This is a genomic window from Dactylosporangium sp. CA-092794, assembly GCF_050948465.1.
In the GTDB taxonomy this organism is placed as follows: domain Bacteria; phylum Actinomycetota; class Actinomycetes; order Mycobacteriales; family Micromonosporaceae; genus Dactylosporangium.
In genome coordinates this window covers 9,416,841-9,437,297 of the sequence record NZ_CP192044.1, presented here as the reverse complement: position 1 = coordinate 9,437,297, position 20,457 = coordinate 9,416,841, and the positions used below count along the sequence as shown (strand labels likewise).

The 20,457-nt window shown below is 73.7% G+C and carries 18 protein-coding genes; 12 read left to right on the top strand and 6 right to left on the bottom strand.

The window, feature by feature from the left end; translation table 11 throughout:
• Position 1: 1 nt before the first annotated feature.
• The 4 genes from ACQPXD_RS40275 to ACQPXD_RS40260 all read left to right on the top strand — a co-directional run bounded on the left by ACQPXD_RS40275 (position 2) and on the right by ACQPXD_RS40260 (position 4,719).
• A complete protein-coding gene (locus ACQPXD_RS40275) occupies positions 2-1,147 on the top strand; it encodes a DUF6986 family protein (RefSeq protein ID WP_432827618.1) in 1,146 nt (381 codons plus the stop codon).
• Positions 1,144-2,451 carry an allantoinase AllB gene (allB, locus tag ACQPXD_RS40270; RefSeq protein WP_432827616.1) on the top strand — a complete coding sequence of 436 codons (1,308 nt, stop codon included), beginning with the start codon at positions 1,144-1,146 and terminating at the stop codon, positions 2,449-2,451. Before ACQPXD_RS40275 ends, allB begins: the two co-directional genes overlap by 4 nt.
• The gene (gene alc, locus ACQPXD_RS40265; protein ID WP_432827614.1) at positions 2,448-3,401 is read left to right on the top strand and encodes an allantoicase; all 954 of its coding nucleotides are present in this window, start codon (positions 2,448-2,450) and stop codon (positions 3,399-3,401) included. Before allB ends, alc begins: the two co-directional genes overlap by 4 nt.
• 817 nt (positions 3,402-4,218) lie before the next feature.
• Positions 4,219-4,719, top strand: coding sequence for a flavin reductase family protein (locus tag ACQPXD_RS40260; RefSeq protein WP_432827612.1), 501 nt, complete (start codon positions 4,219-4,221; stop codon positions 4,717-4,719).
• 5 nt (positions 4,720-4,724) lie between these two features.
• On the opposite strand, the gene ACQPXD_RS40255 is transcribed toward ACQPXD_RS40260, so the two are convergent.
• From ACQPXD_RS40255 to ACQPXD_RS40245, 3 genes are all read right to left on the bottom strand, one after another.
• Positions 4,725-5,471, bottom strand: coding sequence for a carbonic anhydrase (locus ACQPXD_RS40255; RefSeq protein WP_432827610.1), 747 nt, complete (start codon positions 5,469-5,471; stop codon positions 4,725-4,727).
• Positions 5,472-5,555: 84 nt separating this feature from the next.
• Entirely contained in the window at positions 5,556-6,062 is a 507-nt protein-coding gene (locus ACQPXD_RS40250; protein WP_432827608.1) for a GNAT family N-acetyltransferase, read from the bottom strand.
• 77 nt (positions 6,063-6,139) lie between these two features.
• Positions 6,140-6,319 carry a hypothetical protein gene (locus ACQPXD_RS40245; protein WP_432827606.1) on the bottom strand — a complete coding sequence of 60 codons (180 nt, stop codon included), beginning with the start codon at positions 6,317-6,319 and terminating at the stop codon, positions 6,140-6,142.
• A 17-nt stretch (positions 6,320-6,336) separates the two neighbouring features.
• Here ACQPXD_RS40245 and ACQPXD_RS40240 point away from each other — a divergent pair, with 17 nt between their 5' ends.
• Positions 6,337-6,897: a TetR family transcriptional regulator gene (locus ACQPXD_RS40240; RefSeq protein WP_432827604.1), complete on the top strand. Its 561-nt coding sequence runs from the start codon at positions 6,337-6,339 to the stop codon at positions 6,895-6,897.
• Here ACQPXD_RS40240 and ACQPXD_RS40235 read toward each other — a convergent pair.
• Positions 6,888-8,780, bottom strand: a complete 1,893-nt coding sequence (locus ACQPXD_RS40235) for an ABC transporter ATP-binding protein (RefSeq protein ID WP_432827602.1) — start codon at positions 8,778-8,780, stop codon at positions 6,888-6,890. The two genes, ACQPXD_RS40240 and ACQPXD_RS40235, sit on opposite strands and share 10 nt — an antisense overlap.
• A gap of 388 nt (positions 8,781-9,168) precedes the next feature.
• Here ACQPXD_RS40235 and ACQPXD_RS40230 point away from each other — a divergent pair, with 388 nt between their 5' ends.
• Positions 9,169-10,125 carry a hypothetical protein gene (locus ACQPXD_RS40230; protein WP_432827600.1) on the top strand — a complete coding sequence of 319 codons (957 nt, stop codon included), beginning with the start codon at positions 9,169-9,171 and terminating at the stop codon, positions 10,123-10,125.
• Between the two features lie 80 nt (positions 10,126-10,205).
• Here the strand turns inward: ACQPXD_RS40230 and ACQPXD_RS40225 are convergent, their stop codons facing one another.
• Positions 10,206-11,447: an ROK family transcriptional regulator gene (locus ACQPXD_RS40225; RefSeq protein WP_432827598.1), complete on the bottom strand. Its 1,242-nt coding sequence runs from the start codon at positions 11,445-11,447 to the stop codon at positions 10,206-10,208.
• A 78-nt stretch (positions 11,448-11,525) separates the two neighbouring features.
• Here ACQPXD_RS40225 and ACQPXD_RS40220 point away from each other — a divergent pair, with 78 nt between their 5' ends.
• The 6 genes from ACQPXD_RS40220 to ACQPXD_RS40195 all read left to right on the top strand — a co-directional run bounded on the left by ACQPXD_RS40220 (position 11,526) and on the right by ACQPXD_RS40195 (position 19,058).
• Positions 11,526-12,776 (top strand): extracellular solute-binding protein, encoded by a 1,251-nt coding sequence (locus ACQPXD_RS40220; RefSeq protein WP_432827596.1) that lies wholly within the window; start codon positions 11,526-11,528, stop codon positions 12,774-12,776.
• Positions 12,777-12,792: 16 nt separating this feature from the next.
• Entirely contained in the window at positions 12,793-13,767 is a 975-nt protein-coding gene (locus ACQPXD_RS40215) for a carbohydrate ABC transporter permease (RefSeq protein ID WP_432827594.1), read from the top strand.
• The gene (locus ACQPXD_RS40210) at positions 13,764-14,615 is read left to right on the top strand and encodes a carbohydrate ABC transporter permease (protein WP_432827592.1); all 852 of its coding nucleotides are present in this window, start codon (positions 13,764-13,766) and stop codon (positions 14,613-14,615) included. The genes ACQPXD_RS40215 and ACQPXD_RS40210 overlap by 4 nt, the downstream gene beginning before the upstream one ends.
• Before the next feature lie 34 nt (positions 14,616-14,649).
• Positions 14,650-16,380 carry a phosphodiester glycosidase family protein gene (locus tag ACQPXD_RS40205; protein ID WP_432827590.1) on the top strand — a complete coding sequence of 577 codons (1,731 nt, stop codon included), beginning with the start codon at positions 14,650-14,652 and terminating at the stop codon, positions 16,378-16,380.
• 121 nt (positions 16,381-16,501) lie between these two features.
• Positions 16,502-17,191, top strand: a complete 690-nt coding sequence (locus ACQPXD_RS40200; RefSeq protein ID WP_432827588.1) for a hypothetical protein — start codon at positions 16,502-16,504, stop codon at positions 17,189-17,191.
• A 43-nt stretch (positions 17,192-17,234) separates the two neighbouring features.
• Positions 17,235-19,058 carry a bifunctional metallophosphatase/5'-nucleotidase gene (locus tag ACQPXD_RS40195; RefSeq protein ID WP_432827586.1) on the top strand — a complete coding sequence of 608 codons (1,824 nt, stop codon included), beginning with the start codon at positions 17,235-17,237 and terminating at the stop codon, positions 19,056-19,058.
• A 63-nt stretch (positions 19,059-19,121) separates the two neighbouring features.
• Here the strand turns inward: ACQPXD_RS40195 and ACQPXD_RS40190 are convergent, their stop codons facing one another.
• Positions 19,122-20,453: a hypothetical protein gene (locus ACQPXD_RS40190; protein WP_432827584.1), complete on the bottom strand. Its 1,332-nt coding sequence runs from the start codon at positions 20,451-20,453 to the stop codon at positions 19,122-19,124.
• Positions 20,454-20,457 lie beyond the last annotated feature (4 nt).

The following is a 20,457-nucleotide window of genomic DNA, read 5'->3' as shown; positions in this document are numbered from 1 at the left end:
CATGGGCCTCACCGAGCGGGACCTGGAGGAGCTGGAGGCCCGGGCCGAGCACCTCGGGCAGCCGTCCGCGCCCTTCTCCCGGCAGCCGATCCACACCGTCTACGTGCCCGCCGACCGCTTCGGCCGGGCCACGGTCGGCGAGTGGGGCAACAGCGCCCGCATCCTGGTCCGCGACCACGGCCGCCCGCCGCTGCCCGACGAGATCGTCGAGATGGTCCTGGCCAAGCTCGTCACCGAGCCGATCGAGGACCTGCGGGTCGACTTCGAGGACGGCTACGGCACCCGCCCCGACGACGAGGAGGACGCGCACGCGGCCGCGGCCGGCGCCGCCCTGCGCGCGGACGCCCCGCCCTACTTCGGCCTGCGCTGCAAGAGCCTCGAGCCCGAGACGGTACTGCGCGCCGCCCGCACCCTCGACGCCTTCCTCACCGCCCTCGGCCCGCCCCCGGACGGCTTCGTCATCACGTTCCCCAAGGCGACCTCGGCCGCCCACGCCGACGTGGCCGTGCTGCTGTGCCACCAGCTGGAGCACGCCCACGGCCTGGCCGAGGGGGCGCTGCGCTTCGAGCTGCAGGTCGAGACGCCCCAGGCGGTGCTCGGCGCCGACGGGCGCTCGCCGCTGCCGGAGATGATCGTGCGCTCCCACGGCCGCCTCACCGGGCTGCACTACGGCACCTACGACTACAGCACGGCCCTGGGCATCGCCCCGGGGTACCAGAGCCTCGAACACCCGGTCGCCGACCACGCCAAGGCCGTCATGCAGCTCGCCGCCGCCGGCACCGGCGTGCGGGTCAGCGACGGCTCCACCAACGTGCTGCCCACCGGCACCACCGAGGAGGTCCAAGCGGCCTGGGCACTGCACGCCCGGCTGGTCCGCCGCAGCCTGGAGCGCGGCCTCTACCAGGGCTGGGACCTGCACCCCGGGCACCTGGTGACCCGCTGGGGCGCCACGTTCGCGTTCTACCGCGACGGCGTCGACGAGGCCCAGCGCCGCCTCGGGCACTACCTCGGCCGCCGGGTCCGCGGCCACCTCGACGAGCCGGCGACCGCGCGCGCCATGGCCCGGTTCCTGCTGCGCGGGCTGTACTGCGGGGCGCTGCGGCCCGGCGATGTTCGCCACCCGATCGAGGTGCTGGAGGCCCTGTGACCTTCTCCCTGCGCTCCCGCCAGGTCTACCTGCCCGGCGGCCCGCGGGCCGCCACCGTCACCGTCGACGGCGGCCGGATCGCGGCCGTCGGCGACTACGAGACCGAGCCGGACGGCCCGGTCACCGACCTCGGCGGGCTGGCCCTGCTGCCCGGGCTGGTCGACACGCATGTCCACGTCAACGAGCCCGGGCGTACCGAATGGGAGGGCTTCGCCACCGCCACCCGGGCCGCGGCGGCCGGCGGGGTGACCACCATCGTCGACATGCCGCTCAACTCGCTGCCGCCGACCACGAGCGTCGCCGCCCTGCGCGAGAAGCAGGCCGCCGCCCGCGGCCAGTGCTTCGTCGACGTCGGCTTCTGGGGCGGCGCCGTGCCCGGCAACGCCGCCGACCTGCGCCCGCTGCACGCCGCCGGCGTGTTCGGCTTCAAGAGCTTCCTCGTCGACTCCGGCGTGCCCGAGTTCCCGCCGCTGGACCGGGCCGGGCTCGCCGAGGCGTTCGCCGCCGTCGACGCGCTGTTCGTGGTCCACGCCGAGGACCCGGCCCGGCTGCACGACGCCCGCCCGTCGCGCGAGTACGCCGACTTCCTCGCCTCCCGCCCGGCGGCGGCCGAGGTGTCCGCCGTGAGCACCGCGCTGGCGGTCGCCGCCGAGGCCGGCGCCCGGCTGCACATCCTGCACCTGTCCGCCGCCGACGCGCTGCCGGCGCTGCGCCGGGCCCGGGCCGAGGGCGTGCGGGCCACCGCCGAGACCTGCCCGCACTACCTGACGCTGGACGCCCACGCCGTCCCGGACGGCGCCACCGAGTTCAAGTGCTGCCCGCCCATCCGCGACACCGGCAACCAGGACCGGCTGTGGGGCGGCCTCGCCGACGGCGTCATCTCCGTCATCGTCTCCGACCACTCGCCGTCCACGCCGGAGCTCAAGCGCCGCGACACCGGCGACTTCGCCGCCGCCTGGGGCGGGATCGCCTCCCTGCAGCTGGGCCTGCCCGCGGTGTGGACCGCCGCCCGGGAGCGCGGCTTCACCCTCGCCGACGTGGTCCGCTGGATGGCCGCCGGCCCGGCCGACCTCGTCGGCCTGCGCCGCAAGGGCCGCATCGCCCCGGGCGCCGACGCCGACCTGGTCGCCTTCGACCCGACCGGCACGTTCGTCGTCGACCCGGCCGCGCTGCACCACCGCCACCCGGTCACCCCCTACGCCTCCCTGGAACTGTCCGGAGTGGTGCACACCACCTGGCTGCGCGGGGTGCCGGTCGGGGACACTCCCAAGGGGGAGTTCCTGCGCCGGGAGGATGCCGCATGACGTTCACCGACCTGCCCGACCTCGCCGGCCGATCCCTGGGCGGGGGCGTGGTCGCGGCCAACGACGAGTTCTTCGCCGCCATGGACAACCTGGTCAACCCGGAGCCGTCGCAGTTCGAGACCTGGACCTACGGCCCGAAGGGCAAGGTCTACGACGGCTGGGAGACCCGCCGCCGGCGCACCCCCGGCCACGACTGGGCGATCGTTCGCCTCGGCGCGCCCGGCGTCGTCCACGGGGTGGTTGTGGACACCGCGCACTTCACCGGGAACTTCCCGCCGTACACCTCCATCGAAGGCTGTCAGGTCGAAGGACACCCGTCCCCGGCCGGCCTCGCCGAGGCGGACTGGGCGGAGCTGGTGCCCAGGTCGCCGCTCAAGGGCGACAGCCGCAACCCCTTCCCGGTTGTCGATGCTCGCCGCTGCACCCATGTGCGGCTCAACATCTACCCCGACGGCGGCGTCGCCCGCCTGCGCGTGCACGGCACGGTCGTGCCCGACCCGGCACTGCTGCACGGCATGACGGTGGACCTGGCCGCGATGGAGCTCGGCGCGGTGGTCGAGGGCTGCAGCGACATGTTCTACGGCTCGCCGGGCAACCTGCTGCTGCCGGACCGCGCCCGGCAGATGAGCGAGGGCTGGGAGACCGCCCGCCGCCGCGACGACGGCAACGACTGGGTGACGGTCCGCCTGGCGCACCGCGGCCGGATCCGCCTGGCGGAGCTGGACACCACCCACTTCAAGGGCAACGCCCCCGGCTCCGCCTCGCTGCGCGCCACGGCGTCCCCCGACGACGACTCGTCCTGGTTCGACCTGCTGCCGCGCACGCCGCTGCAGCCCGACACGCGGCACCGCTTCCGCCTCGACTCGCCACAGGCCGCCACCCACGTGCGCCTGGACATCTACCCGGACGGCGGCATGGCCAGACTCCGCCTCTGGGGCGAGACCTCCTAGCCCGCCTCCACTGGCCCGTCTTCTGCACTTTTTCCGGATAAATCCAGACACTTCGTGTCCGGATTTATCCGACTTATACCCTGACAGGCGGAAAACCGGGATTTATAGCGATTTAGTGCCGCCGGACGAGCGGAATGTCTCCGTGATCATGCGTTGAGCGGCTCCGGGACACCGGGTTTTCGGTGATCACGGATACATAATGTACACATGTGTACATTTTTGCTCCGCGATCATGGAAAACGCGTGGTGCACACGGCCAGTTGAGCATGATCGCGGAGCTTTACCGTCGCAGCGCCCCTTGTTGTGCGCCGTCGCGGCCCGCCGGCCACCCGGCGGCCACCGAACCACCCGGCGTTCCGCCGCTACCCGGCCGGTCGCAGGGCTATCTCGCGGTCGCGCGGCCGTCTCGTGGTCGCGGGCCTCTCGTGGTCGCGCGGCCTCTCGTGGTCGCGGGCCTCTCGTGGTCGCGCGGCCTCTCGTGGTCGCGGGCCCTCTCGTGGTCGCGCGGCCGTCGCGTGGTCGCGGGCCCTCTCGCGGTCGCCCGGCTGTCGCGTGGTCGCGGGCCTCTCGTGGTCGCGCGGCCGTCTCGTGGTCGCGGGCCCTCTCGCGGTCGCCCGGCTGTCGCGTGGTCGCGGGCCGTCAAGTGGTCGCGCGGCGTCGTGGGGGGGCGATTCGGTGGTCGCGCGGTCGCGTGGCCACCTCGCGGTGACGCCGCCGCCGACCACGGGCACGGCCGCGCCGATTCCACGATGCCGGGGCGAGGCGGCGGAAGCGCTCGTGGCACGGTAGATCGTGGTGGGCCGGGTAGGGTTGGGGCGTGACGATCGGCGCCATCGACTCGGGTCTGTTTCGCCGGGTCCTCCGCCGGCACGCCGCCGCCGTGGTGGTCGTCACCGCCCCCGGCCCCACCGGCTTCACGGCCACGTCGTTCACGTCGGTGTCGCTCGACCCGCCGCTGGTCTCATTCTCCGTGGCCAAGACCGCGTCGGCGTGGCCCTCGGTCAGCTCGGCCCCGCTGGTCGCCGTGCACGTGCTGACCGCCGAGCAGGAGCAGGTGGCCCGCGCCTTCGCCACGCCGGGCATCGACCGCTTCGCCGCCTACGAGACGGTCGGCTCCTGGCACCCGGGCCTGGAGGGCGTGCCGTTGCTCGACGGCGTCCTGGCCGTGCTCACCTGCCGTGTGGTCAACCACGTGGAGGCCGGCGACCATGTCATCGTCATCGCCTCGCCCGTCCACGCCGAGCACCACGACGACGACCAGGCCACCCCTCTCGTCTACCACGACGGCAGCTACACCGCCCTGCGCCGCTGGCTCTGAGCGCGCTAGAGGAACTCGACCTCGCCGGTGTCGAGGTCGTAGCGGGCACCGGCGACCTTCAGCGTGCCCGCGGCGACGGCCGCCGACAGCACCGGCCGGGCGCCCAGGTCGGCGACGATGTTCTTGACGTTGTTGCGCACCGAGGCGTCGAGCATGTCCGCGGCCTTGGCGTCCTCCGCCTGCTGTACCGCGGGCTTGATCGCGGCCACCAGCGCGTCGATGTCGTTGCCGCCCGGCGGCGAGCCTTTCTCCACCGCCTCGACGGTGGCCTTCACGGCGCCGCACTTCTCGTGCCCGAGTACGAGCACGAGCGGGATCTTCAGCTCCGCGACGCCGTATTGGATGCTGCCGAGCACGGCGTGGTCGACGACCTGGCCCGCCGTCCGGGTGACGAAGAGGTCGCCGAGGCCCTGGTCGAAGACGATTTCCGGGGGTACCCGCGAATCGACGCACGACAGCACGCACGCGAACGGGTGCTGTCCGGCCGACAGCGTGGCCCGGTAGGTGGTGTCCTGGTCGGGCCGGTGCACCCCGCCCGAGGCGAACCGCTCCGCGCCGGCCTTGAGCCGGGCGAGCGCCTGGTCGGGGTCGGTCACCGCCGGCTCCGACGGCGGCGGAGCCGGCGAACTGGGCGCCTGCCCCACCGCCGAGTCGTCGGTCTTCGTGCCGCACGCCGCGGCGACGGCGCCAACCCCGGCGAGCACCCCCAGGCGCAGCGCCGCCCGGCGCGGCCACGGTCCGTGCATGCCCATGCCGACCTCCACAATGTCATGGCTGATTACTGTGTGTAATGAATCATGACAGTTATGTGACGTTTGCGGGCGCGAACGGACCCGCTACCGCGCGGGAACGGGCCGGACCAGGCGCATCGCCGGGCCTGACTGCGCGACGAAGCCGAGCTTCTCGTAGACCGGCTGCCCCTCCTGCGACGCCCGCAGCGACACGGACGGGACGCCGTTGTCGGTGAACCAGTCCAGCAGCGCGGTGAGGCACGCGGTCGAGTAGCCGCGGCGGCGGTACTCCGGATCGGTCGCCACGCTGAAGATGTACCCGGACAGCCCGCCCGGGTTGTCCGGCGTGCCGAGCCGCTCCTGGAATATCCCGACCGCGCAGGCGGCCAGCCCGGCCCCGTCCACCGCCGGCCGGTCGACCACGAACGCGGCGATGTCCGTGCCCGGCAGCGGCAGCCGCCGGCGCAGCGAGGCCGCGGCCGCCTCCGACCACGGGCCGGGCGCGGCGGTCGTGCCGTCCACCGACTCCAGCATCACGATCCGCAGCCGGACCAGTTCCTCGGCGTCGCCGGCCCCGGCCCGCCGGGCGGCGATGGCGTTCTGCACTCCCACGACCCGGACCGTACCGGGCGGCGCGGCCCGGTCGCGAGCCGTTATCAGGGCGGCAGGACCACGACCACAGCCCCGAGCTACCCGCCGCTGAGCCGAGCGCCGGTGAGGCGCTCGCTGAGCTGCCGCAGCCGGGCGCCCCCGGCCGGGTCGTCGGCGCCGCGGGGGAGCGGCACCGGGTGGGGCGTGCCCGAGGTCTGGTCCCGGCCGGCCGGCCCGAGGAAGGCGCCGACGCGGCGAGTTGTCAAATGAACGTTCATTACCGCAGACTGGCCTGATGCGGACCCGCGACCCGGAGACCAAGCGCCGCCTACTGCTGGAGGCCGCCCTGGAAGAGTTCGCCGAGTCCGGCGTCGCCGGCGCCCGCATCGACCGGATCGCCCGCCGGGCCGGCATCAGCGCCGGGCTGATCTACTCGTTCTACGACAACAAGGACAGCCTGTTCGAGGCCGTCCACGACCTGATCGTCGAGCAGACGGTCGCCACCGTCCCCATCGACGCCGACAGCCTGCCCGAGTATGCGGCGGGACTGCACGACGCCGCGGGGGCGCACCCGGTCGTGCCGCGCTTCCTGACCTGGTATCGGCTCGAGCGCGGCGCCGCGGCCACCACCCGGGCCTCCACCGCCGCCGCGATGCGCGAGAAGGTCGAGGCCATCGCGGCGGCCCAGCTTCGCGGCACCGTCAGCGCCCGCTACACCCCGGCCCAGACCCTCGCCCTGGTGCTCGCCGTGGCCAACATGTGGCACTCCCAGGCCGGCGAATCGGTGGACCTCGTCCCGGCCGCCGACCGGCGGGCGACCGTCGTGGACGCGGTCCGGCGGCTGACTCAGGAGTAGCCGGTCGCCTGCAGGGTGAACAGCTCCGCGTAGCCGCCGCCGGCGGCCATCAGCTCGGCGTGGGTGCCGTGCTCGGTGATGTGGCCGTCGCGCAGGACGTAGATGTGGTCGGCGTGGCGCACGTTGGCCAGCCGGTGGGTGATCAGCACCGTGATGCGGTCCGGGGCGCCCGCGCGCAGGGCGGCGAACAGTGCGTGCTCGGCGCGGGCGTCCAGGGCGGCCGACGGCTCGTCGCAGATGAGCAGCGGGGCGTCGCGGTAGAAGGCGCGGGCCGCGGCCAGGCGCTGCCACTGGCCGCCGGAGAGGTCCTGGCCGCCGCGGAAGTTGCGGGACAGCAGCGTCTGGTAGCCCGCCGGCAGCGACTCGATCATGTCGTGCGCGCCGGCCCGGCGGGCGGCGGACTGGACCAGGCCGTCGGCGGGCTCGTCGTGGGTGCCCAGCAGGATGTTGCGCTCCGCGGTGAAGGGCCAGTGCCAGTACTCCTGGCTCACCATCGCCACGTGCCGCCAGACCTCGTCCGGGTCTGCGCCGGCGAGCGGGCGGCCGTCCCAGCAGACCACGCCGCGGTCGGGGTGGTAGAGCCCGGCGATCAGGCGGGCCAGGCTGGTCTTGCCGGAGCCGTTCTCGCCGACCAGGGCGATCGTCTGGCCGCGGCGGACGGTGAGCGATGCGTCCACGACGGCCGGGGTGTCGGTGTCGGCGTAGTGCAGCGTGACGCCGCGCACGGCGATGGTGTGCGGGGCGGGCAGGGGTTCCCGCTGCCGGGGTACCCGGGGCACGCGCTGCTCGGCGCGGTCGAGGAAGTCGGTGTAGTCGTTGAAGTACAACCCCTCCTCGTAGACGCGGTTGACGTTGGTCACCGCGAGCGCGAGCGCCGCCCGGGCCGCCTGCAGGGCGAGCACGGCCGTGCCGGCGGAGGCCAGCGGCATGCTGTGGTCGACCAGCAGCGCACCGAGCACCGCGTAGACGCCCGCGGTGGCGATCCCGGAGAAGACGCCGCCGACGAGCCGGGTCACCGCCTGCTTGCGCACCACCTCGAGCTCGGTCCGCGTCTCCGCGCCGGCCATCAGGTCGTACTCCCGCAGCAGAAACGGCCGCATCGTGAACGCGCGCAGCTCCGCGGCCGTCGCGCGGTGCGCCATCAGGTCCGACAGCATCCACAGCCGGCGCCGGCGGCTGGTCCGGGCGTGGTTGCTCAGGTATGCCAGGCGCGCCGCCCGCACCGCCGCCCAGGCGGCCGGGACGCTGGCCAGCAGCAGCGCCCCGAGCAGCAGCGGGTGCAGCAGCGCCAGGGTGACCGCGGTGGCGGCGAGCCCGGCCAGCCCGGCGCTGAGGTCGATCGCCGCCCGCACCAGGAACTGCACGGCCAGCGAGCCGCGGTTGCGGGCCCGCTCCATCTCGTCGGAGAAGCCGGCGTCGTCGAACGCGGCCAGCTTCACCCGCGTGGTCAGCTCGAACAGGCGCCGCTCCGCCGCGGTGAGCACCTGCGGCTCCAGCCGGGCCTGCGCCCAGCCGGCGGCGATCGACAGCCCGCTGCGCACGGCGGTGGCGATCGCCACGACGAGCAGCGAGGGCAGCGCCGCGCGGACCCGCTCCAGCGTCGGACCGGCCGCGAACAGCGCCTGCAGTACCCCCCGCGTCGCCAGCAGCCCGAAGGCGGTCGCGACGCCGGTGAGCAGGTTCAGCGCCAGCGCGGCGAGGGTGTCCCGGCGGCTGGCGCCCCAGGCCAGTGCGACGGCCCGGCGGAGGATGGCGGGCAGGCGCCTGGCCATCGCGGTGAACCGTACGTTGGCCATGGCCACGCTGTGCGAGTCCCAGCCGGCCGCCTTGAGCTCGGCCAGTGCGGCCGTGTGACCATTGATCCTCCGCGCTGCGTCCGGCATGACAATCCCGTCCGGATCGGGGAAATGGGCAGTTTCCGCTGGTCGGGACCCTGTCGGGGATAAGCCCGGCCTGGTGACAAAGATAATCCGGATGATGTACTGCCCGGGTCATTCATTCACCATCTCTCATATGAATATTGAGATTCATCGCAATTTGCGATCGACATCCTGCGCCGGTGCCCGATCCGGTGTGAACGCATCGGCGGCCGCGGCCGTTTCTGTGATGCTTGCCGGCGTCCACCCCCAGGCGAGGAGAGCCGAAGATGCGTCGTTCAGGCCGCCGCGGTCGTAACCGGCCGATCGCTGCCCGTGACGGGTGCCGGGCGCGAAGTGCGTCGGGTCCGAAGATTCGAGTACGCTGCGCGGGCGTAGTCGAGGAGGGTGCCCCATGAGTGGTGGTTACCGCGGTCGCCGCCGCTTCGGGTCCGCGCCGGACCCTGAGGACGGCTTCGACGAGGAGGGCTTCGACGACGACGAGTTCGACGACGATGCCCCGCCGCGGGAGCGGCTGTCCCGCTCCGCCCGGCTGAGCATCATCGTCGCGGCCGCCGTCCCGACCGCGACGCTGGGCGTCTGCCTAGGCTTCTCCGGCGCCGACCGGGCCGAGTCGCTCGGCCTGCCCGGCCCGCCCGGCGCGGTCGTCTCCACCGTCGAGACCCCGCCGTGGCCCGACGTCGACGTGAGCGCGGTGGCCGAGGCCACGCGCTCGACCGCACCGTCCGGCGCGCCGACGACCGCCGCGTCCGCGGCGGCGCCCCCGGCCTCGGCGCCGGGGCCGGCGGGCGCGCCGGGCCAGACCACGGCGGCGGCCGGCGCCACCCCCGGTGGGCAGGCGGTGGCCGGCCCGCCGCCGGCCGCCCCGGCCGAGGCGACCGTCGTGCCGACCCGGCCCGCGTTCCTGCTGGACAACTTCGACAGCCCCTCGGCGTATGCGAACAAGCGCAACGACCTCGGCGAGGAGACCGACGCGGAGGTGTTCGCCAACGGCGGCGGGCGGGGCGTGGTGGCCGGCGGCGGCCTCACGCTCGTCTACGACGACGACGGCTGGTTCGGCTCCGACGTCATGCGCGACGTGTCCGCCTACAAGTACCTGGTGATCCGGATCATCGGCGCCGAGGGCGGCGAGGAGCGGCACATGAAGCTGACCCTCGGCGGCGTCACCCGGTTCCTCGGCGACATGACCCTCGACGGCGGCGGGCATCCGGTCGTCACCCGGTCCTACACGGACATCCGCATCCCCATGACGGCCAACGGCATCAACACCCGCAGCCCCGGCGAGTTCCAGCTCAGCTTCTGGTGGGGCGGGCACAGCTCCATCGTGATCGACGAGATCCGGTTCGAGTGACGGTCCGGGCGGCGTGAACCGAGCCGCCCGCCCGCTCGTTCCAGGGGAGTGAAGATCGGCGTCCGGCCGCGCGCCGCCCCTCAGCCTTCGGCGCTGAGGCCGGCGGCGGAGAAGAGCGTCTCCTCGGTCCGGTCCAGGGCGAGGCGCACCCCGCCGAGCGCGACGGCGGCGTCGCCGAGCTCGGACATCTCCAGGCGGGGCGGCACCAGCGTGCGCCGCCGCACGTGCCGCTCGACGGCGTCGAGCAGCACCGGGCCGCCGCGGGACACGCCGCCGCCGATGATGACCAGGTCCGGGTCCAGCAGCAGGAACAGTGGCGCCAGGCCGCGGGCGAACCGCGCCGCCACGGTGTCCACGATGGACAGCGCGACCGGGTCGCCCTCGGCGGCGCAGTGGAAGATCGGCGAGACGTCCAGGGGGTCGGTGCGGGCGGCGAGCAGCTCGCGCAGCGGAGTCCGGCGGCGGCGTACCACGGACTCGGCGAGCGCGGCGATGGCCTCGGCGCCGGCGATGGACTCCAGCGGGCCCATCCGGTCGGTGGACAGCCGCTCCCGGGGCTCCTCGTCGAGGTCCAGAAAGCCGATCTCACCGGCGGACGCGGCGTGCCCGCGGTGCAGCCGGCCGCCGATGAGGAGGCCGGCGCCGAGGCGGGCTCCCCAGTGGACGAACGCCAGCGTGCCCTCCGGCCCGCCGCGGCGGTGCCAGTTCTCGGCGAGGACGGCGAGGTTCACGTCGTTGTCGATCAGCACCGGGCAGTCGAAGCGGGTGGTCAGGTCGGCGCCGAGGCGGTTGCCGGCCCAGCCGGGAATGCTCGGCGCCATCAGCACCTCGCCGTCGGCGACCACGCCGGGAGTGCCCACGCCGATGGCGGCGACCGACTCCGGCGCCACGCCGGCCTCGCCCAGCGCGGACTCGGTGAGGGCGAGCACGTCGGTGGCCAGCTCCCCGCCCTGATGGACGCCGTCGATCTCGTGCCGCACCTGCGCGAGGACCGTGCCGGCGAGGTCGGTCACGATCGCCATGGTCTTGTGCGGGCCCACGTCGACGCCGACGAGGTGACCCGCCTCGGCGCGGAACCGCACCCGCTGCGCCGGGCGCCCGATCCGCCGGGCGCCGCCGTCGGCCTCGTTGCGCAGGATCTCGATCCAGCCCGCGCGCTCCAGCGTGGCGACGGCCTGCGCGACGGTCGGCCGGGTGAGCCCGGTGGCCTCCATGAGGTCCGACAGGGTGGCCTGGTCCGCGGCCCGCACGACCCCCAGCACCGCTGAGGCGTTCAGCCATCGCAGGACGTGTGGTCCGCTCCCGCTTGACGTGTCTTCCATGGCACGGCATAGTACCGGATTATTAAAGCAGACTCCTTTAGTAATTAACCCACTCGATTCCACTCGCGGGAGGAACCCATGCGAAGGGGTTCATTTGTGCTGCTCAGCGCCCTGATTGTGGCGGCGCTCGGGCTGTCGGCGTGCGGCGGCGGAGACGCCGGCGGAGGCACAGGTGACAAGGTCCAGTCGATCCGGCTCGTCGCGGCGGAGTACTCGAAGTCCAACACCGCCGCGTTCTGGGCCCAGTTCGCCAAGAAGTACCAGGCCAAGACCGGCATCCGGCTCGACGTGCAGGTGGTGAGCTGGACCGACATCGATCAGCAGAGCAGCACGATGATCCAGAACGGCAGCCCGCCGGACATCCTCAACCTCAACGCCTACGCCAGCTACGCCGCCGACGACCTGCTCTACAACGCCGACGAGGTGCTCTCGCCGGAGGTCCGCGGCGACCTGCTCGACGCCTTCGTCAAGAGCGGCACGTACAAGGGCAAGCTCTACGGCATGCCGGACCTGTCCTCGGCGCGGGCCCTGTTCTACAACAAGGCTTTGTTCGCCAAGGCCGGCGTCGCCAACCCGCCGACGACCTGGCCGGAGTTCGCCGACACGGCCAAGAAGATCAGCGCGCTGGGCGACGGCGTCACCGGCTACGCCGAGCCGCTCGGGCCGGAGGAGGCGCAGGCGGAGTTCTCCATCTGGCTGGTGAACAACGGCGGGGACTGGAAGACCGACGGCAAGTGGACGATCAACTCGCCGAAGAACGTCGAGACGCTGAAGTTCCTCAAGCAGCTCGCCGTCACCGACAAGGTGACCCAGAACAACCCGGGCCGCACCAACCGCACCGACGGCGCGTTCGCCCAGTTCCGCTCCGGCAAGGCCGGCATGGTGGTCGGGTTCTCGCCGCTCGCGGGCGACCTGGACAAGGACAAGACCGTCGAGTACGGCGTCGCACCGATGCCCTCCAACACCGGCGGCCCGGCGCAGACCTACGGCGTCACGGACTACCTGATGGCCTTCAAGCGGCCGGGCAACACCGACGCGGTGAAGGCGTTCTACGACCTGTACTACTCGCCCGACGAGGTCAACACGTTCATCAAGGGCGAGGGCTTCCTGCCGGTGACGAAGTCCGGCATCAAGGAGTTCTCCTCGGACCAGGCGCTGAAGGTGTACCTCGACACGCTGCCCAACGTGCACCTGACGCCCACCGACGATCCGCGCTGGGACAAGGTCAAGCTCGCCGTGCAGCAGAACCTGGGCACCGCCGTCGCACCGGACGGCGATCCGCAGCGGGTCCTCGACGACCTGCAGAAGCTCGCCGAGTCGGGCAGCTGAGTTGGCCGTGCGAAGCATGTCCGGCATCGCGGCGACCAGCCGCGGTGCCGGGCGGATCCCCCGCCCGGCCGAGATCTCCTCGGACCGGATCCGCCGCCGGCGCCCCGGCCGCGGCTCCGGCCTCGCGGCGCTGGTGTGGGTCGGCCCGGCGCTGGCGCTCATCATCGGCGTCGTCGTCTACCCGGTGATCGCGCTCGTGCGGGCGTCCTTCGAGCGCTACTCGCTCACCGGCCTGCGCAAGGGCCCGGCCGGCACGGCCAACTACACGGCGGTGCTGCACCACGCCTCGCTCGGCGTGGTGGCGACCAACACGGTGGTGTGGGTGGTCGCGGTGGTCGCCATCACGATGCTGGCCGGGCTGGCCGTGGCCCAGCTGGTGTCGAAGGACTTCGCCGGCCGGCGGCTGGTCCGCTGGGCGCTCATCGTGCCGTGGGCGGCCTCGCTGGTCATCACGGCGCGGCTGTTCACGCTGATCTACGACTACTACCACGGCGCGCTCAACACCGTCCTGCTGCGGCTGCACCTGGTGTCCGAGCCGGTCGACTTCCTCGGCGACGACCGGTGGGCGATGGCCTCGATGATCGCGGTCGGCGTGTTCGTGTCCGTGCCGTTCACCGCCTATGTGCTGCTCGCCGGCATCAACAGCATTCCCGGCGACGTGTACGAGGCGGCGCGGATGGACGGCGCGGGGGCGTGGACGACGTACCGCTCGATCACCCTGCCGCTGCTGCGACCCACGCTGCTGGTGGCCGCGCTGCTCAACATCATCTACGTCTTCAACTCCTTCCCGATCATCTACACCCTCAACGACCGCAACCCCGGCTACCTGCACGACACGAGCATCACGTTCATGTACAAGCTGGCGTTCAAGAGCGCCGAGCGCGACGTCGGCATGTCGGCCGCGGCCGGGGTGTGCAACGTGCTGTTCATGCTCGTCGTGGTCGCCGTCTACCTGCGCCTGGTCAAGTGGGGAGAAGGGCGCCAGCCATGACCTCGGCCGTCATCCGCGTCACCCGCCGCCGCTCGGCGAGCCGGTTCCTGCTGCCGCTGGCCGGCCTCGCGGTCGCCGTCATGTCGCTGTGGCCGTTCGCCGTCATGCTGCTGGACGCGCTGCGCCCCAACGGCGAGATCCTCGCCTCGCCCGCGACGCTGCTGCCGCACCGGTGGGACTGGTCGTCGTTCGGCACGGTGCTGCACGACCCGCGCTTCCTGCACTGGCTGCGCAGCTCGGTCGTCGTCGCGGTCGCGTCCACGGCGATCGTGCTGCTCGTCGCCGTGCCGGCCGCCTACTACGCGGCCCGGGTGCGGTTCCTCGGCCGCGGCGCGTTCCTCTTCGCCGTGCTCGTCACCCAGATGTTCTCGCCGACGTCGCTGGTCGTCGGCGTCTACCGGGAGTTCTTCGAGCTGGGCCTGGTCAACACGTACCTCGCGGTCATCCTGACCAACGCCGCGTTCAACCTCGCGTTCGCGATCTGGATCCTGCACGGCTTCTTCGCCGCGATCCCCCGCGACATCGAGGAGGCCGCGCAGCTCGACGGCTCCGGCCGGGCCGGCATCCTGTGGCGGGTCATGCTGCCGCTGGTCCGCCCGGCGCTGGTGACCGCGACCGTCTTCACGTTCATCGCCGCGTGGAACGAGTACGTCGTCGCGCTGACCCTCATGCGCGACGACGCCCTCAAGCCGCTCACCGTCGGCATCAACTCCTATGTCACGGGCTACGAGCAGCAGTGGAACAACATGCTCGCCGCCTCCCTCATCGCCGTCGTCCCGGTCGTCGTGCTGTTCATCAGCGTCGAGAAGCACCTGGCCGGCGGCATGCTCGCGGGCTCGGTCAAGTAGCCCGCCACCCCCAATTTCGAGGAAGGAACCACCGATGCGATCCCGTCCCCGATGGCTGCTCGCGCCCGCCGCGGCGCTGGCCACGCTCGCGCTGGTGTCCGCCGGCGCACCGGCGGAGGCGCACGGGCGCGAGCCCGGCGGCCCGAGCCCGGCGGCGCTGCCGCTCGGCCCCCGCGACCTGCCCGAGCAGCGCACCGTCACCCAGGTCGCCCCCGGCCTCACGCTGACCACGATCACCCGCGGCCGGCCCGACCCGGCCACCCAGTTCTGGACGATCGCGGTCAACATGCCGCTGGGCGAGGTACCGCCCGACCCCGACCCGGACGCCGACGCGGGCGCGCTCGGCACGCTGGACAAGGCGCAGGAGATGGCGGCGCAGATCTCGGCGGCCCCCACCGTCGCGCCGCTGCTCGCCGAGCGCGGCTGGCAGCCGCGCGTGGAGCCGGTCGACTACGTCAAGCCGCTCATCGGCTACCCGGGCGGGCTGATCGGCTACACGCTGCGGATCGGCCGGTTCGACAGCAAGCCCACGGCCGCCGACCCGCTCTACGCGGCGCTGGCCAAGGCCGGGTTCAAGGTCTTCGCCGTGCACACCGGCCAGGACGGCCGCCCGGACAGCACCGGCCCGTGGGTGGTGCGGGTGCTGACCGTCGACTTCCACGCCTTCCACGGCAAGGTCAAGACCTCGGTCGGTGACGCCGTCTCCGGGCAGGAGACCACCACCGCCATCGCCGGCAAGGAGAACGCCGTCTTCGCCACCAACGGCGGCTTCTTCACCATCAGCACCGCCGACGGCACGCCGGGCGTGCCGGCCGGCCTGACCGTGCTCGACGGCAAGCCGGTGACGGCGGCGACGAACGGCCGGGTCGCCCTGGTCCTCGGCGACAACGGCCGCGACACCCGGGTCGAGAAGCTCTCCAGCCGCTACACCATCCGGTTCGACCGCGGCGGGCGGCCCGGGCCGTCGTACACCGTCGACGGGCTCAACCGGCCGGCCGGCCTCATCCGCAACTGCGGCGGCGTCGGCGGCGACACCCCGACGCAGCGCCCGGCGATGGACTTCACCTGCAAGGACACCGACGAGCTGGTCGTGCTCACGCCGCGGTACGGCACGGCCGCGCCCACCGGCGCGGGCGTCGAGGCGCTCGTGGACGGCCGCGGCAAGGTCATCGCCGTCCGGCCGCGCACCGGCGAGGCGGTGCCCGCGGGCGACAGCCTCGTGCAGGCCACCGGAACCGCGGCCGCCTGGCTGTCGGCCAACGCGGTCGTCGGATCCACGATGGACCTCACCACGACCACTGTGGACAGCCGTGGCCGCACCGTCCACTTCGGACACGGCGACTACGTGGTCAACGGCGGCCCGCAGCTGCTCTCCGGCGGCCGGCTCGCGGTCGACCCGGAGCAGGACGGCCTGCTGCACGAGAGCCCGGCGCTCGGCCTGCCCAACTCCGCGCTCGGCGCGTCCTACGGCTACGGCTGGTTCGTGCGCGACAACCCGCGCACCGGCGTCGGCGTGGACTCCCGCGGGCGGCTGCTCATCGTGCAGGCCGACGGCCGCCAGGAGAAGCTCAGCCAGGGCCTGACCATCGAGGAGCTGGCGAACGTCATGCGGTCGCTCGGCGCGGTCGAGGCGATCAACCTCGACGGCGGCGGGTCGTCGGCCACGGTGGTCAACGGCAAGCTGGTCAGCTCGCCGTCCGACACCAACGCCCAGGGCCAGCAGGTCGAGCGGTCCGTGGGCGATGCCCTGATCGTCACCCGGTAAGGCCGGCGGGGCGGGCCCGCCGTCGCAGGGCGGGCCGGGTGTGCGCACGCGGCACCCGACCTCCGGCCTTGTGAGGGCGGGCCCACCCCGGCGGACCGAGCACCAGATGTGGAGAACGCACATGTCCGACCACCCCGGCAACCGCCCCGCCGCCCGGCCGCCGCAGGTCCACCGCGGCGCGATCCAGCACCGGCAGCTGCTCGACGCCATCGCGGCCTCCGTCCCCTTCGACCGGCTCCCCGAGGTCGAGACGGCCACGGTCACCCGCCTGCTGCGCGCGGTGCCGTGGTACGACCGCGGCGACCTGGTGAGCCTCGTCGCCACCTACTATCCGGCGCTGGCCGTGCGCGCCGCGCGGTACATCGGGCAGCGTTGCCCGTCGGCGCGGGTGGTCAGCCGGGCCCGCCGTCCCGACCGGGAGAACCGGGTGCGCTTCGAGGTGCTCGTCCCGGCCGCGGAGCTCAGCGTCCTCACCGGCTGGCTGCGCGAGCGCTGGGCGGTCGCGGCGGCCCGGGTCACCGCGCGCAACCGGCAGGACGACCGGCTGGCCGCGGCCCGCACGATGTGGCGGGCCGCGTTGCTGGTCTCCAGCAGCGACCGGCGCCGCGCCCAGGTGCGCATCCGGGTGCCCGACGCCGAGGTGCTGCACACCCTCGCCGACGCCGGCGAGGCCCTGGAGCTGCGGGTCACCGAGCACCGCTGCCAGAGCGACTACCACTTCCTCACCGTCGACGATCCGGCCCACGCGATCCGGCTGCTGCGCGCGGTCGGCGCGGGCGGGCACGCGGAGGCGTGGGTCGCGCGGCGCTGAAGGTACCCCCCGAATCATCGACAACCAGCACCCCGGAGACTGCATGAATTGGCAACGTGCGGGCGCAGCGGCGCTCGTGGCCGGCGCCGTCCTGTGCACATCGGTCGTCGGCGTCACGCCGGCCGGCGCCGCACCCACGACCGGCACGATCGAGATCCTCGGCATCAACGACTTCCACGGCCGCCTGGAGTCCCCGGGCAACGACCCCGACGGCAAGCCGATCGGCGGCGCGGCCCAGCTGGCCGGCATGATCGCGGCGGTGCGCCAGGCCAACCCCGACACGCTCGTCGTGTCGGCCGGCGACAACATCGGCGCGTCGCCGTTCGTCTCGGCGGTGCAGCAGGACAAGCCCACCATCGAGTTCCTCAACGCGATCGGCCTGACCGTGTCCGCGGTCGGCAACCACGAGTTCGACCGCGGCTTCGCCGACCTCACCGGCCGCGTCGACGGCCTGGCCGGCTTCCCCTACCTCGGCGCGAACGTGTACCGCGGCGGCGCACCCGCGCTGCCCGAGTCGTACATCGCCCACGTCGGCGGGATCGACGTCGGGTTCGTCGGCGTCGTGACCCAGCAGACCGCGAGCCTGGTGACCCCGACCGGCATCGCCGGACTCGAGTTCCGCGACCCGGTCGCCGAGGCCAACCGGGTCGCGAAGCGGCTGCACGACAGCGGCGCGGCCGACCTCGTCGTGCTCCTGGTGCACGAGGGCGCGGACGCGTCCGGCAGCGACGCCGCGGCCTGCGCCGCGGTCGCCGACCCGGCGACCGTCTTCGGCAAGATCGTCCGCGGCGCCAACGCCGGCATCGACGCCATCGTGTCCGGGCACACCCACATGGCGTACAGCTGCTCGTACCCGGTGCCCGGGCTCGGCCACGACCGGCCGGTGCTGCAGACCGGCAGCTACGGCTCGGCGCTGGACCGGATCACCGTCACCGTGACCGGCGGCGCGGTCACCGGCGTCACCGGCAAGCTGATGCCCGCCGTGGGCCAGCCCACCGACCCGGCGGTCGCGGCGCTGGTCGCCGACGCGAAGCGGCAGGCCGACGAGGTAGGCAAGGAAAAGATCGGCACGATCACCGCCGACATCAAGCGGGCCTACAACCCCGACAACAGCGACAACCGGGGCGGCGAGTCGGTGATGGGCAACTTCATCGCCGACGTCCAGCTCGACCAGACCAGGGACGCCAACCGCGGCGGCGCCCAGATCGCCCTCATGAACCCGGGCGGCCTGCGCGCCGACTTCCTCAAGGGCGCCGACGGCGGCGTCATCACCTACGCCGAGGCGGCCACGGTGCAGCCGTTCGCCAACGACATCATCACCCAGACGCTGACCGGCGCGCAGATCAAGACCGCGCTGGAGGAGCAGTGGCAGCCGGCCGGCGCCTCGAGGCCGTTCCTGCACCTGGGCGTCTCGAAGGGGTTCAGCTACGTCTACGACCCCGCCGGCCCGCCCGGCGAGCGCGTCCCGGCCGGCGGCATCACGCTCAACGGGCAGGTGCTCAGCCCGACCGGCAAGTACCGGGTGACCACCAACTCGTTCCTGGCCGCCGGCGGCGACAACTTCACCGCGCTCGGCCAGGGCACCGACCGGTTCGCCACCGGCGACAACGACCTCACGGTGCTGGTGAACTACTTCCGGACCCGTTCGCCGGTGACCGCGGACACCGCGCAGCGGGCCTTCACCGTCGCCGAGCGCCCGCCGGGTGGCTCGGCGAGCCCGGTGCCGCCGCCCGCGGGCGGCGGCGAACTGCCGGTCACGGGCGACCGGATCGGCGTCGCGGTCGCCGTCGGGGTGCTGCTGCTCGGCGCCGGCACGACGCTCGTGCTCGTCGCCCGGCGCCGGCGCATCAGGTACGTCTCGCAGTGATGATCGGCTACGGCTCGCAGTGACGGCCGCGGGCCGGCGGACGCTGTTTCGTCCGCCGGCCCGTCATCGTGCCGGCTGCGCCTCGAACGACCACCGGGAGGAGCGGGCATGCCCCACGAACACCACGACGGTGCGTGGCGCGTGGCGCGCCGAGAGCCGCAGCACCAGGGCCGGGTCCTCACCGGGCGGGCAGAACACGACCCACGCCGGCCCGGCCGGGTCCGCCTCGGCCTCGACGGCCGCCTCCGCCTCGGCGAGCGAGCCCAGTGCCTCCGCGCCGGCCACCGGCGCGCCGAGGACCGGCCCGACGGCGGCCACCCGCACGCCGCGCCCGGCGAGCTGACCGGCCAGGTCGGCGGCGAGGCGGCGCCCCGCCCCCGCGTCGCCGGTGACGGTCAGCACGTCGGGCGCCCGGGCCAGGTCCACGCACAGCGTTCCCGCCTCGCCCGTGCCCACCGGGACGGACGTCGGACAGGCCGGCAGCGCCGCATCGGCGGCCAGCCACACCCACGCCGGCTCGGTGCCCGGCGCCCGCGCTCCGGCCAGCCGCACGGTCGCCCGGTCGGCGCCGGAGCGGGTCGCCACCACGACGTCCACGATCTGGTCGTCGGGGTTGAAACCGGCCGGCCGGTCGTCGACCAGTGTGCCGGCCGGCGTCGGCCGCGCGACCGGTGCCGCTGCCAGTGCCGGGGCCGGGACGGGGATCGGTACGAGCTCGCGCGCGGGCTCCTCCCGCACCGGCTGGATCAGGTCCTCCCGCGCCGGCTGCGCGGGCTCCTCCCGCGCCGGCCGGTCGGCGCCGACCGGCTTGGGGCCGGCCGGGCCGGCGGCGGCGCGCACCGGGGTCCGGTTGGGCGGCCGCCGGGGCCGGCGCCGCAGCCTGATCCGCCGGCCCCGGCGCAGCGCCACGATGGCGGCGAGCATCAGGCCCACGACGCCGGCGAGGGAGATCGCCCGCACGGCCGCGGCCGCGCCGGACTCCGCCGGACGGGCCGGCGGGGTCCCGCCGGCCGCCGGGGTCGATGCGGCGTCGGCCGAGGGCAGCGGCCCGAGCAGCACGCCGTCGCCCTTCGCGTCGTCGGGCAGCCGCAGGATCCAGCCCGCGTGCAGCACCGCCGGGTCGACCAGCGCGGCGCCGTCCGGCTGGCGGCGGCCCTTGTTCAGCTCGAAGATCTCCCCGGCGCGGCGCCCGTCGCCCAGCAGCCGGGTCGCGATGGCGAACAGGTACTCCGGCTGCCCGCCGACCGAGGTCTGTACGACGTAGAACTTCACCGTGCCGCTGGGCAGCGGCGTCGGTTCGGCCGCGGCCGGTGCGGGCCGCAGCGCGAGCGCGAGGAGCAGGCCGGCGGCCAGGACCAGGACGGCCGCCTTGCGGGGAATGCCGATGACAGCCATCCGC

What these genes read in the sequence shown, in the direction of transcription:
- ACQPXD_RS40275 (WP_432827618.1), top strand. Translation starts at nt 2, where the DNA reads ATGGGCCTCACCGAGCGGGACCTGGAGGAGCTGGAGGCCCGGGCCGAG.
- alc (WP_432827614.1), top strand. Translation starts at nt 2,448, where the DNA reads ATGACGTTCACCGACCTGCCCGACCTCGCCGGCCGATCCCTGGGCGGG.
- ACQPXD_RS40255 (WP_432827610.1), bottom strand. Translation starts at nt 5,471, where the DNA reads ATGGGCATGCACGGACCGTGGCCGCGCCGGGCGGCGCTGCGCCTGGGG.
- ACQPXD_RS40245 (WP_432827606.1), bottom strand. Translation starts at nt 6,319, where the DNA reads ATGAACGTTCATTTGACAACTCGCCGCGTCGGCGCCTTCCTCGGGCCG.
- ACQPXD_RS40240 (WP_432827604.1), top strand. Translation starts at nt 6,337, where the DNA reads ATGCGGACCCGCGACCCGGAGACCAAGCGCCGCCTACTGCTGGAGGCC.
- ACQPXD_RS40235 (WP_432827602.1), bottom strand. Translation starts at nt 8,780, where the DNA reads ATGCCGGACGCAGCGCGGAGGATCAATGGTCACACGGCCGCACTGGCC.
- ACQPXD_RS40230 (WP_432827600.1), top strand. Translation starts at nt 9,169, where the DNA reads ATGAGTGGTGGTTACCGCGGTCGCCGCCGCTTCGGGTCCGCGCCGGAC.
- ACQPXD_RS40225 (WP_432827598.1), bottom strand. Translation starts at nt 11,447, where the DNA reads ATGGAAGACACGTCAAGCGGGAGCGGACCACACGTCCTGCGATGGCTG.
- ACQPXD_RS40220 (WP_432827596.1), top strand. Translation starts at nt 11,526, where the DNA reads ATGCGAAGGGGTTCATTTGTGCTGCTCAGCGCCCTGATTGTGGCGGCG.
- ACQPXD_RS40215 (WP_432827594.1), top strand. Translation starts at nt 12,793, where the DNA reads ATGTCCGGCATCGCGGCGACCAGCCGCGGTGCCGGGCGGATCCCCCGC.
- ACQPXD_RS40210 (WP_432827592.1), top strand. Translation starts at nt 13,764, where the DNA reads ATGACCTCGGCCGTCATCCGCGTCACCCGCCGCCGCTCGGCGAGCCGG.
- ACQPXD_RS40205 (WP_432827590.1), top strand. Translation starts at nt 14,650, where the DNA reads ATGCGATCCCGTCCCCGATGGCTGCTCGCGCCCGCCGCGGCGCTGGCC.
- ACQPXD_RS40200 (WP_432827588.1), top strand. Translation starts at nt 16,502, where the DNA reads ATGTCCGACCACCCCGGCAACCGCCCCGCCGCCCGGCCGCCGCAGGTC.
- ACQPXD_RS40195 (WP_432827586.1), top strand. Translation starts at nt 17,235, where the DNA reads ATGAATTGGCAACGTGCGGGCGCAGCGGCGCTCGTGGCCGGCGCCGTC.
- ACQPXD_RS40190 (WP_432827584.1), bottom strand. Translation starts at nt 20,453, where the DNA reads ATGGCTGTCATCGGCATTCCCCGCAAGGCGGCCGTCCTGGTCCTGGCC.